7 protein-coding genes and 1 pseudogene are annotated in these 12,251 nt (G+C 55.3%); 1 reads left to right on the forward strand and 7 read right to left on the reverse strand.

Annotated features, from left to right (window positions below; all coding sequences use genetic code 11):
• Nucleotides 1–117: 117 nt before the first annotated feature.
• From baeR to OGX90_RS09150, 6 genes are read right to left on the reverse strand one after another with little or no spacing between them, the layout of a single operon-like run.
• Entirely contained in the window at nt 118–840 is a 723-nt protein-coding gene (gene baeR, locus OGX90_RS09125; protein WP_100272146.1) for an envelope stress response regulator BaeR, read from the reverse strand.
• Entirely contained in the window at nt 837–2,240 is a 1,404-nt protein-coding gene (gene baeS / locus OGX90_RS09130; protein ID WP_234102673.1) for an envelope stress sensor histidine kinase BaeS, read from the reverse strand. Before baeS ends, baeR begins: the two co-directional genes overlap by 4 nt.
• A complete protein-coding gene (locus OGX90_RS09135; RefSeq protein ID WP_003834276.1) occupies nt 2,240–3,652 on the reverse strand; it encodes an MFS transporter in 1,413 nt (470 codons plus the stop codon). The genes baeS and OGX90_RS09135 overlap by 1 nt, the downstream gene beginning before the upstream one ends.
• On the reverse strand, nt 3,649–6,729 hold the full coding sequence (gene mdtC, locus OGX90_RS09140; RefSeq protein WP_284884106.1) for a multidrug efflux RND transporter permease subunit MdtC: 3,081 nt from the start codon (nt 6,727–6,729) through the stop codon (nt 3,649–3,651). Before mdtC ends, OGX90_RS09135 begins: the two co-directional genes overlap by 4 nt.
• Entirely contained in the window at nt 6,730–9,852 is a 3,123-nt protein-coding gene (locus OGX90_RS09145) for an MdtB/MuxB family multidrug efflux RND transporter permease subunit (protein WP_286623578.1), read from the reverse strand.
• A complete protein-coding gene (locus OGX90_RS09150) occupies nt 9,852–11,099 on the reverse strand; it encodes an MdtA/MuxA family multidrug efflux RND transporter periplasmic adaptor subunit (RefSeq protein ID WP_020996658.1) in 1,248 nt (415 codons plus the stop codon). Before OGX90_RS09150 ends, OGX90_RS09145 begins: the two co-directional genes overlap by 1 nt.
• Before the next feature lie 279 nt (nt 11,100–11,378).
• Between OGX90_RS09150 and OGX90_RS09155 the strand changes: the two genes are divergently transcribed.
• Entirely contained in the window at nt 11,379–11,438 is a 60-nt protein-coding gene (locus OGX90_RS09155; RefSeq protein WP_106672390.1) for a type I toxin-antitoxin system Ibs family toxin, read from the forward strand.
• 99 nt (nt 11,439–11,537) lie between these two features.
• Here the strand turns inward: OGX90_RS09155 and yegD are convergent.
• Nucleotides 11,538–12,227 (reverse strand): annotated as a pseudogene (yegD, locus tag OGX90_RS09160) (molecular chaperone); the annotation flags it as partial.
• Nucleotides 12,228–12,251: the final 24 nt, after the last annotated feature.

The following is a 12,251-nucleotide window of genomic DNA, read 5'->3' on the forward strand; positions in this document are numbered from 1 at the left end:
GATTAAAAGTTTTATATCAAACAGTTATTGACGACAGTATTGTCAGAAAGAGTATGAGCGATATTTGGAGAGTTACCAGGGCTCACGGAGCAGCGGAGCCCTGAAGGGCAGGAGAGTTTAAGTAATTCGGCAGGCGTCGGCTTCCCAGCGATACCCCACGCCATAGACCGCGCGGATAAACGACTGCTCGGCATCCAGCGACTCCAGCTTGCGTCGCAGGTTCTTAATATGGCTGTCGATGGTGCGGTCGGTAACGACGCGGTAATCGTCATAGAGATGATTGAGCAACTGTTCACGGGAGAACACTTTTCCCGGCTCATGTGACAACGTTTTAAGTAAGCGGAATTCGGCGGGCGTTAAATCGAGCATCTTCCCACGCCAGGAGGCCTGAAAACGGCCTTCATCGACGATAAGCGGGCTGTCTGCATCCATTTGTTGCAGTTCGCGCTGCGGTTTGCAGCGGCGTAGAATTGTTTTCACGCGAGCCACGACTTCGCGCGGGCTGTAAGGTTTACAAATATAATCATCAGCACCGATCTCCAGCCCCAGCAGGCGATCAATCTCTTCGATTTTAGCGGTTACCATCATGATGGGGACTTCTGAGAAGCGGCGGATTTCCCGACACAGAGTCAGACCGTCGGTACCGGGCAGCATCAGATCCAACAAGATCAGATCGGGCGGCGTTTGGCGCACGTAAGGCAGAACCAGGTCGCCGTGGTTGATCAGCGTAGGGGCATAGCTCGCTGCCCGCAGGTAGTCGATCAGCAGTTGCCCCAGCTTAGGCTCATCTTCCACGATCAGAATACGCGGTGTGTTTTCATCAATGGGTAACTCAGTCATACATCTCTCTGTAAATCGCGTTCCAGCGGTAACTCTACTGTAATGCTAACCCCACCAAAAGGCGAATGGGCGGCACGAATCAGACCATTATGCGCTTGTACGATATTGACGCAAATCGCCAGCCCCAACCCGGAACCTCCACTGGCGCGGTTGCGCGAGCCTTCGGTGCGATAAAATCGTTCAAACAGCTTCTGTAACTGCTCGTCACTTACGCCGGGAGCGGAATCTGCGAAGGTTAATAACACCATGCGTTCGCGTTGTTCGGCGCTGATATGCAACCCGCCACCGCTGTCGGTGTAGCGCAGGCTGTTTTCCAGCAGGTTGTTGAACAGCTGCATCAGACGATCCCTGTCACCAAATACCGTCATGCTGTCGGGGAGTGAAAGCTGTATGGTCAAGCCACGGCTGGCAAAGCGCTCACGAAAGGCTCCGCTTGCCACTTCCAATAGGGGGATGAGGTCCAGCGATATTTTCTGGTAGGCCAGCGCGCCTTCATCTGACATGGAGAGCTGATGAAGGTCGTCAACCAGTTTGGTGAGCGTACCCACTTCAGCCTGCAACGAGGCAACGGAGTCAGGGGTAAACTGGCGTACACCATCCTGAATGGCCTCCAGCTCACCGCGCAACACCGCCAATGGCGTACGCAATTCGTGAGAAATATCGGCCATAAAGTCACGACGCATCTGCTGGTTTTTTTCCAACGTACTGGCGAGCTGGTTGAAGTCCTGCGCCAGCTTGCCCAGCTCATCCGTACTGGTTGGCGTAACGCGAGTGGTGAAATCGCCCGCTGCCAGTTTGTGCGTGCCTTCCACCAACCGCTTAACCGGGGCCAGCAGGCTGCGCGCCAGCGTAAACGTCGCCAGCGCGGCCAGGATCGTGGAGAGCGCAACGATAAGCCAACTGGATCGTCTTTGCTGCATGTCGAAATTGATATCCGTATTCCGCGTTAAACGTTCCACGGGAGAGGCGATCACGGCGCCCACTTCGCTACCGTTAACGCGTATGGGATGGCGCATGCCGTCGCGAGGAACTGGGCCGCGCGGGCCGACAAGCACACGGGCATTTTGGTCGACAACCCAAAACTGTGTACGCCAGCCGTGCGGCGGCATGCCTGGACCCGGTTTATCATCGTCGTTGTCGTGTTCAAAAGAGCGCAGGATCTGGAAAACAAAACGATCGTTATTGCGTAAGAATCGCCAGTTGCCGTGCTGCTCGTACTGCTCGCTTAATGCGTCGCTGAGCATTTGCAGCCGCTGCTCGTTGCCGTGCTTGATATAGTCAATAAAACCACGTTCGAAGCTAATGCGTACGGCCCAGTGCATGCTGATCAGCAACACAATGCAGGTGGCGAAAATCGCCAGAAACAGTTTGCCGGTGATACCGGGCCGCCAGAACTTCATCAGGTGCTCCTTTTGCGCCGTGAAATCACCGCGTTGGTTTGCGTGTCGTTCGGCACGCGGGCAAAAATAATGGCGGGCAGCGCAATAATGAAGGCGATGCACAGCCAGGTATACATAAAGACGGTATGCGTACTTCCGCTGTCGATGGCGATATGCTGTTGGCCGAACATGCCCAGCAGCAGGCCAGCGATGGTCACACCAATACTCATCGATAGCTGCATGATCATCGACAGCAGGCTGTTACCGCTGCTGGCCAGATCGTCAGGCAGATCTTTTAACGTAAGCGTGTTCATGGATGAAAAACGCGTTGAGTTGACCATTCCCTGTAAAAACAGCACGAAGGGCAGGGCGTAATACCAGCCCAGCAGTGCCGTGGTCATTAGCAACAGACTGACCAGCGACAGGCCAAGCGTAGTGGTAATCAGCACACGACGGTAACCAAAGCGGTTAACGACCTGCACCACAATGCGCTTCATGCCCATACTGCCCAGCACCATCGGGATCATCATCAGCCCGGCATGAAAAGGTGAAAAACCGAGGCCAATCTGTAAAAACACCGGTGTCATAAACGGCAACATGCCGCTGCCGATGCGTCCGGCAAAACTGCCGAACAGACCTAGCGAGAAGGTTGGTGTGCGAAACAGATTCAGGCTGAATAGCGCACGCGGATTACGATGGGCGTGTTTCAGATACAGCGCAATAGCCAATACCCCGCAGATAACCAGCGCCGCCAGCGTGATACTGGAGAGGCCGGTTCCTTTGCTGCCATCGAGCGCCAGCGTCAGTACCGCCATGCCGACCGCCAGCATCGCGAACCCAGAGAGGTCGAAACGTCGGGTTTGCATGGTGTAGTTGGGCATCAGCATTAACGTCGCTATTGCGCCGACAATGCCTACCGGAATGTTAATCAAAAATATCCAGTGCCAGGAGGCGTATTCAACCAGAATCCCGCCTAACGCTGGGCCCAGCAGCGGGCCGATTTGACCGGGTAAAGTGACAAACGTCATTGCCGCCATATATTGCTCACGCGGGACGATTTTCATCACCGTTAGCCTGCCGACCGGCACCATCATCGCGCCGCCAACGCCTTGTAAGACGCGCGCCATCACCAGCTCGTTGAGTGTGCTGGACCCGGCACAAAACAGCGAGCCAAGCGTAAACAGGATGATGGCGGTGAAGAAGATATTACGCACGCCAACTTTGTCCGCCAGCCATCCGCTGGCGGGCAGCATCACGGCAACAGTTAAAACATATGACACAATGACCATATGCATGTGTAACGGGCTTTCCCCGAGGCTTGCCGCCATCGAGGGAAGCGCGGTGTTAACGATGGTGGTATCCAGCGACTGCATAAAAAAGCCAAATGCCACAATCCAAAGTTGCCAGCGGGTGCTGTCGGGAAGTTCTGTCATAACTCTGCTACCGGTTTGCTGTTTTTACGCGAAAAACGCAGACGCAGACGGTCGAAAAAGAGATAGACCACGGGCGTGGTGTACAGCGTCAGGAGCTGGCTCACGACCAGCCCACCGACAATGGTTATCCCCAAAGGCTGACGCAGTTCAGAGCCATCGCCTGCGGATAACACCAACGGCAACGCGCCAAACAACGCCGCCAGCGTGGTCATCATTATTGGGCGAAAGCGCAACAAGCAGGCCTGGAAAATAGCTTCTTCCGGCTGTAGCTTGCCGTTTCTCTGCGCTTCCAGCGCAAAATCGACCATCATGATGGCGTTTTTCTTCACAATGCCAATTAATAGCATGATCCCTATCAGGGCGATTAGGCTGAATGGGGCATTGAACAGCTCCAGCGCTAACAACGCCCCGACGCCAGCCGAAGGTAGCGTGGAGAGAATGGTCAGCGGATGGACATAGCTTTCATACAGCATACCCAGCACGATATAAACCGTGGCGATGGCGGCGATAATCAGGATCACCTGCGAATTCATGGTGTCCTGAAATACCTGTGCGGTACCGGCAAAGCTACCGCGAACCGTGGAAGGGACGCCTAGCTGGGTCATGGTTCTGTTGATGGCCTCTGTCGCTTCTGACAGTGAAGAACCTGTCGGCAGGTTAAACGACACGGTTGAGGCGGCAGACAAACCCTGATGGTTCACAGACAGCGGCGCATTCGCCGGCTGCCATTTAGCAAAGTACGATAACGGGATCGCTTTACCGTCATTGTTGATGACGAACATTTTGTCCAGTGCGCTGATGTCCTGGGTGTAACGTCGATCGACCTCCATCACCACTTTGTACTGGTTCATCGGCTGATAGATGGTAGAGATCTGTCGTTGTCCGAAAGCATTATTCAACAGGCTGTTGGCGGCTGCCACGTCGATCCCCAGACGAGACATGGTGTCGCGATCGTAAATCAGATTCATCTCCGCGCCATTGTCCTGCTGATCGGAGTTAACGTCTGCCAGTTGGGGCAGGGCGGCAAGCGCCTTACGGATTTTCGGTTCCCACTCACGCAGCGCCGCGAGATCGTCGGACAGCAATGTGTATTGATAGCTGGCGTTGGCCTGGCGTCCACCAACGCGAATATCTTGCACCGCCATTAAAAACAGATTCGCACCTGGCTCTTTTGAAAGCGCGACGCGCAGGCGGTCGATCACTTGCTGAGCCGTTTCATGGCGCTCATCACGTGGCTTGAGGGTAATAAACATCATCCCGCTGTTGACCCGTGAACCACCGGTAAAACCGGTGACGTTATTCACCGCCGGGTCGTCGCGGATGATCTTCATAAAGTCCTGCAGTTTGCCGCGCATGGCCTGAAATGAGATGCTCTGGTCGGCCTGGATCCCACCCATCAATACACCCGTATCCTGCTCCGGGAAGAAGGTTTTGGGGATGGAAATATAAAGCCAGATATTCAGCGCGATGGTACCGAGTAACACCACGCCTACCAGCCGCGTATGGCGCAGCACCCATTTAAGCGAGGTGCCGTAACTCTGTTGCAGCGCCACCAGCACACGACCAAAACCCCGTTTACGAGACTGTTCGCGCGGGGAACTGGATTTGAGCATCCAGCCGCACATCATTGGCGTTAATGTCAGCGACACCAGCAGCGAGATACCGATAGCAACCGACAGCGTGACGGCAAATTCGCGTAGCAAGCGCCCAGGCAATCCGCCCATTAACAGCAGTGGCAGGAACACCGCCACCAGCGACAGGCTCATGGAGAGCACGGTGAATCCCACTTCGCGCGTACCCTGTAACGCCGCCTGGAGCGGCTTCATTCCTGCTTCCAGGTGGCGGGCAATATTTTCCAGAACCACGATGGCGTCATCGACGACAAATCCCGTGGCAATGGTTAACGCCATCAACGACAGGTTGTTCAGGCTGAATCCACACAGATACATGGCGGCAAAGGTACCGATCAGCGAGACCGGAACTGCTACTGCGGGAATCAGCGTCGCACGCCCGGAGCGCAGGAAAATAAAGACCACCAGGATAACCAGCGCCACGGAGATAATCAGCGTCTGTTCGACTTCTTCCAGCGAGGCGCGAATAGTCGGCGAGCGGTCCTGGGCGATTTGCAGATCGATAGCGGCCGGGACCAGCGTTTGTAGCTCCGGCAATTTGGCGCGAATGCTGTCTACCGTCTGAATAATATTGGCTTCCGGTAGCTTGCGGATCATCAGCAGAATGGCCGGTTTGGCATTGGTCATCCCCGCGTTGCGTACGTCTTGCACCGAGTCGGTCACAGACGCAACGTCGCCCAGTCGTACCGCCGCGCCGTTATTGTAGTGGATGATAATCGGCTGGTATTCGGCGGCGGTTTTCAGCTCATCGTTGGTTTGGACCTGCCAGCGGTGGGTATCATTCTCGATAGCGCCCTGCGGCTTACGCACGTTGGCGTTGTCAATTGCGCTACGTACGTCGTCCAGCGACACGCCCTGGTTAAACAGCGCCTGCGGATTAAGCCCTACACGCACCGCAGGCAGTGAGCTGCCTCCAACGTCCACGTCGCCCACGCCGTCGATCTGTGCGATGGTCTGCGCCAGTTGTGTTGATGCGAAATCGTACAATTCACCTTGCGAGTACGTGTCCGATGTTAGCGTCAGGATCATGATTGGCGCATCGGAAGGGTTGGCTTTGCGATACGTTGGTCGGCTCGGCATCCCGCTGGGTAGCAGACTTTGCGCGGCGTTAATTGCGGCCTGAACGTCCCGCGCCGCGCCATTGATGTCACGGTCGAATTTGAATTCGAGAATAATACGCGTACTGCCAAGTGAACTGCTCGAAGTCATTTCGTTCACGCCCGCAATGCGCCCCAGCGAGCGCTCCAGCGGAGTTGCGACCGAGGACGCCATCGTTTCGGGTGAGGCACCCGGTAACGATGCGCTGACCATGATCACCGGAAAATCCACCTGCGGTAGCGGAGCGACCGGCAGCAGACGAAATCCGAGTATGCCGCACAGGGTGATGGCCACCGAAATAAGAATGGTCGCCACCGGACGATGAATGAAAAGCGCGAAAAATTTCATTTACGCTTCCTCTTCCTGACGCGGGAAGCGGCTTTTCACATACAGCGACAGACGGTCAAACAGCAGATAAATCACCGGGGTGGTAAACAGGGTTAATACCTGACTCACCAGCAGCCCACCGACCATGCCAATACCTAATGGACGACGTAACTCTGCGCCCACGCCGGTACTTAACATCAGTGGCAACGCGCCGAGCAGTGCCGCCAGTGTAGTCATCAGGATCGGGCGAAAACGCAGCAGACAGGCCTGGAAAATGGCTTCGCGTGGTGACATTCCCTGTTCGCGCTCCGCGGCAAGGGCAAAGTCGATCATCATGATGGCGTTTTTCTTAACGATACCGATGAGCAAAATAATGCCGATAATCGCGATGACGTCCAGTTCGCTCCCGGCAATCATTAACGCCAGGAGCGCCCCGACGCCCGCCGTCGGCAACGTGGAGAGAATAGTAATTGGGTGAATAAAGCTCTCATACAGCACGCCGAGGACGATATACATCGCGACAACCGCAGCCACAATCAACCAGATGGTATTTCCCAGCGCGGCCTGGAAGGCGAGCGTGCTGCCCTGGAACTGGGTGGTAATATTGGCGGGCAGGTTAAGCGTTTTTTCGGTATCCAGAATGGCCTGCACCGCATCACCCAGCGACCACTCGTCTGGCACGTTGAACGAGATGGTGGTGACCGGGAACTGATCGAGGTGGTTAATCGACAGCGGGGCAAAACGCTGTTCAACACTGGCGATCGCGCTGAGCGGTACTATGCCGCCGTCGCTACTGGTCAGACGTATTGTATCCAGTGCCGCAAGCCCTGGCGTATTGTTGGTGTCATGTTCTAACACCACGCGATACTGATTTGCCTGGGTGTAGATGGTTGAAATCAGTCGCTGGCCGAAGGCGTTGTACAGGGCGTTGTCGACATCTGACATGCTGATGCCCAAACGGCTGGCGCTGTCGCGATTGACGTTCACATACGCTACCAGCCCTTTGTCCTGCCAGTCGCTACTGACATCGGACAGTTGCGGTAGCTGATTTAGTTTTGCTATCAGCTGTGGAACCCAGGTGCTGAGGGCATCAAGGGATGTCGCTTGCAGCGTGAACTGATATTGCGTCCGGCTGACCTGAGTATCAATCGTCAGATCCTGAGTGGGCTGAAGATAAAGGTCAACGCCGGGAACTCTGTCAACCGCATCCTGTAGGCGGGCAATCACTTTCTGCACCCGATCGTCGCGTTCATCCAGAGGCTTAAGGTTGATTTGTAAGCGCGCGCTGTTCAATGCCGTATTAGTGCCGTCCACACCGACAAAAGCGGTCAGGCTTTCTACCGCCGGATCTTTCAGAATGACATCTGAAACCTGACGCTGGCGCTGGGCCATGCTGGCAAATGAGCTGGACTGCGGCGCCTGCAGCGTGCCCTGGATAATGCCGTTATCCTGGATCGGAAAGAAGCCTTTGGGGATAAAGACCCATAGCATAACGCTCAGCGCCAGCGTGCCGAGCGCAACGCTCAGCGTGAGCCACGGATGGTTGAGCACTTTCGCCAGCCAGTGGCCGTACCCGGCAATAACGCGATCAAACATGCGCTCTGAGGCACGGGAGAAGCGGTTTTGCTTACGCAATGAGGCCTGATTCAGCATACGCGCGCACATCATCGGCGTAAGAGTGAGCGAGACAACGGCGGAAATCAGAATCGCCACGGCCAGCGTCACAGCGAACTCCCGGAATAATCGACCTACGATATCACCCATAAATAGCAGTGGGATCAGTACGGCGATCAGTGAAAATGTCAGAGAGATGATGGTAAAACCAATCTCGCCCGCGCCCTTCAGGGCAGCAGTCAGCGGTTTTTCGCCTTTTTCGATATAGCGTGAAATATTCTCGATAACCACGATAGCGTCATCCACCACAAAACCTGTCGCAATGGTTAGCGCCATGAGGGTCAGGTTGTTGATGGAGAAATCAAGAAATACCATCACCGCGAAAGTACCGATTAACGATAACGGTACGGCGACCGCAGGAATAATGGTTGCCGGAATATTGCGCAAAAACAGGTAGATAATCATGACTACCAGCGCAATCGCCAGCATCAATTCAAATTGGGTATCCGCTACGGACGCACGAATATTGGTTGTACGATCGGAAAGTACGCTGACCTTAACCGATTTGGGCAGGCTCTCGGTGAGCTGCGGTAGCATCTGGCGGATACTGTCTGCCGTGGAGATGATGTTTGCGCCAGGTTGGCGCTGAACATTCATTACTATAGCTTGTTGCTTATTGGCCCATGCGCCCAGCCAGCTGTTTTCGGCCCCTTGCTCAACGGTGGCGACATCGCCCAGACGAACCGGTGCCCCGTTTTTATAGGCAACAATGAGCTGACGATATTCATCCGCGGACTGCATCTGGTCGTTGGCTGAAAGGGTAACGGCACGCGTTGGACCATCAAGACTCCCTTTTGCCGAATTGACGTTGGCACCGGTAATGGCCGTACGGATGGTTTCGCTGGTCAGACCGAGTGCGGCAATGGCCTGAGCGTTAAGCTTCACGCGGACCGCCGGACGTTGCCCACCGGAAAGTGTTACCAAGCCCACGCCGGATACCTGAGAGATTTTCTGCGCGACGCGGGTTTCGACCATATCTTCCACCTGCGTCATCGGCATGGCGCTGGATGTGACCGCCAGCGTCATGATCGGTGGATCTGCCGGGTTTACCTTGCTGTAGACCGGAGGGTTAGGGAGATCGCTGGGTAATAAATTGGTGGCGGCGTTAATCGCGGCCTGAACTTCCTGCTCGGCAACATCCAACGGGAGCGTCAGTTGAAACTGTAACGTAACGACCGATGCGCCACCGGAGCTTTGTGATGACATCTGTTTTAAGCCAGACATCTGTCCAAACTGGCGTTCAAGCGGCGCGGTTACCGCCGAGGTCATGACGTCCGGGCTGGCGCCAGGGTAGAGCGTAACGACCTGAATCGTGGGGTAATCCACTTCAGGTAAGGCGGCGATTGGCAGGAAGCGATAACCGATAATTCCGGCAAGCAAAATCGCGACCATCAGCAGCGTGGTGGCGACGGGGCGCAGAATAAACAGGCGCGATGGTCCGCCTGTGTTGTCCGGAGGTAACACCTGCATCAGGAGTTAGCTCCTTTTTTGCCGTATCCGCGTGGCGCTGTTTTCTCGTCGGAAACAGAGGCGTCGTGCGCCTCAACGACTTCGACTTTTGCGCCTTCCGTCAGACGGTCAATCCCGTCGGTCACGACCCGATCGCCCGCAGAAAGCCCGGCGGCAATCACCACTTTTTGGCTATCCTGAATACCCGGTTTAACCAGGTGTTTGCTCACTTTATTGTCGCTATTCAGTACCCAGACAAAGTGGCCTTCGTTACCCATTTGCAGGGCGGCAGTTGGGATCACAACGGCATTTTGTTGTGTGTCGACCAGCATGCGGGCGTTAACGAACTGGTTAGGGAATAAAGCATCATCCTGATTGTTAAAACGAGCCTTTACTTTGATTGTTCCGGTGGTGGCATCAATCTGATTGTCGAGACTGAGCAGGACGCCTTCGCTCAGCTTTTGCGAATTGGTTCGGTCCCAGGCTTCGACCTTCAGCTGGCTCCCCGATTTTTGTGCCTGCAACACGGTAGCAATGTCGTTTTCAGGCAACGTAAATATCAGGTCGATGGGATGCGTTTGCGTAATGACGACGATTCCGGTGGTATCGCCGCTGGATATTTGGTTACCGACATCGACCTGTTTCAGGCCGACACGACCATCGACAGGTGCGGTTATCCGGCTCCAGTCGAGCTGCAACTGAGCGCTGGCGACGCTGGCTTCATCTGCTTTGATTGTGCCTAACGTCTCATTGACCAGCGCTTGCTGTGCGTCCAGCTCCTGGCGGGAGACCAGATTGGTTTTAACCAACTGTTGATAGCGGGCAAGATCGCGACGGGCATTCGCCAGCGTGGCTTTATCTTTTGCCAGTTGTCCCTGCGCCTGAGCCAGAGCAACTTTGAACTGGCTGGGATCTATCTCTGCCAGCAGGTCGCCGGCTTTTACCTGTTGTCCTTCCTCAAAGTGTAAGGCGATGAGTTGACCATCCACCCGACTACGCACCGTGGCGGTATTTGCGGCAGTAACGGTCCCCAGCCCTGTCAGGTAACGTGGCACGGCTTCCTCGGTGGCGGTGGCAGCCTGCACGGGAGCCAACGGTCCGGAGCGCATTCCACGCCGTCCTGACCCCGCCGTGTGCTGCGCGGGTTTGGTTGCGCCCGGTGCGGTTCCCTGGGATGCGCTACGGCTTTGCCAGAACCAGATGGCGGCGACGGCGGCCACGACGATCACGATTGCTATCACCCAGCGGGATTTATTACTGCCTTTCATTGTTATGAGTTTCTCATCCTGAAACGATTCGCGGAATGATACTAGTTTAGCCAGCGAACAAGGGAGAAAAATGGAGGAATTATGAAACACTGTCGGGATTCGTCTGAATGCTGACGCGGCTTTGCGAGGCGTTACGCAACAATCGGTGGTGAAGATAGCGAATACGCAATTGTGCGATAGAGTGCTGACAAGGCAAAAAGGAGGAAAGCCAGAGATTTCAGCGGGACGCTGGAACGGGAAAGCCCCTCCCGAGGAAGGGGCCAAAATAAGGAAAGGGTTATGATGAAGTACGTCATCATACTGGTGATACTCTTAGTCATTAGCTTACCGGCTTACTAAGACACCAGGGGGAGGGGAAACCTTCCCTAACCCTCACTCCTGAAAATAAGCCACAGCAAGGATGATGTCAATACGCACACTTTTCAGCATGCGAGCGGCTTAGCGGAAAACAACGTCAGCCCAGCGGGCCAGTCCGGCGGTGACAGAACCGAAGTCATCGCCACCCGCGATAGGGATCCCGGGAAGCTGCTGGGCGAGGGCTTTTTTAATCAGCGGCGAACGCGCGCTGCCGCCGGTCAGATAAATCACGTCTGGTTTTTCCTGTGCGTTGTCCAGCGCCAACTGGACCTGCTCGAGAATACGCGCCAGGGGCTGATTGAGCGCAGCTTCCAGTCCGTGTTGACTGATATCGGTTGCCAGCGTGTCGCTGATAAACGGTATCGCCGCCGTTACAATCGTCTGGTCGGAGAGTGCGATTTTGCTCTCTTCTGCACTGCGCACCAGGCGATAGCTCAGACGCTCGCGCCAGACTTTAAGCAGCAGAGCGACTTTATCGGCTTCTCTCGCGTCGCGGACAAGATCGTTGAGCAGTCGACCGTTGGCGCTGCTATAGAAATCACTTTGCGCGGGAACGTCGTTGATTGCGACCGCGTTCCACCACGGGAGAATCGGTAAGGCGATACCTTTTTCTGTCTCACCGCCCATACCTAGCAGTGGCATCAGGTGTTTAAACGCCAGCGCGATATCCAGATCGTTCCCGCCTACGCGGCAGCCACTGTGTCCCAGCAGGCTGTTTTCGCGATCGGCACGCTGATGCCATTGCGGCCCCATCAGCAGCAGTGAACAGTTGATGTATAATGTACGCCACAGTAA

The sequence above is a fragment of the Citrobacter sp. Cpo012 genome, from assembly GCF_030333015.1.
GTDB lineage: Bacteria > Pseudomonadota > Gammaproteobacteria > Enterobacterales > Enterobacteriaceae > Citrobacter > Citrobacter portucalensis.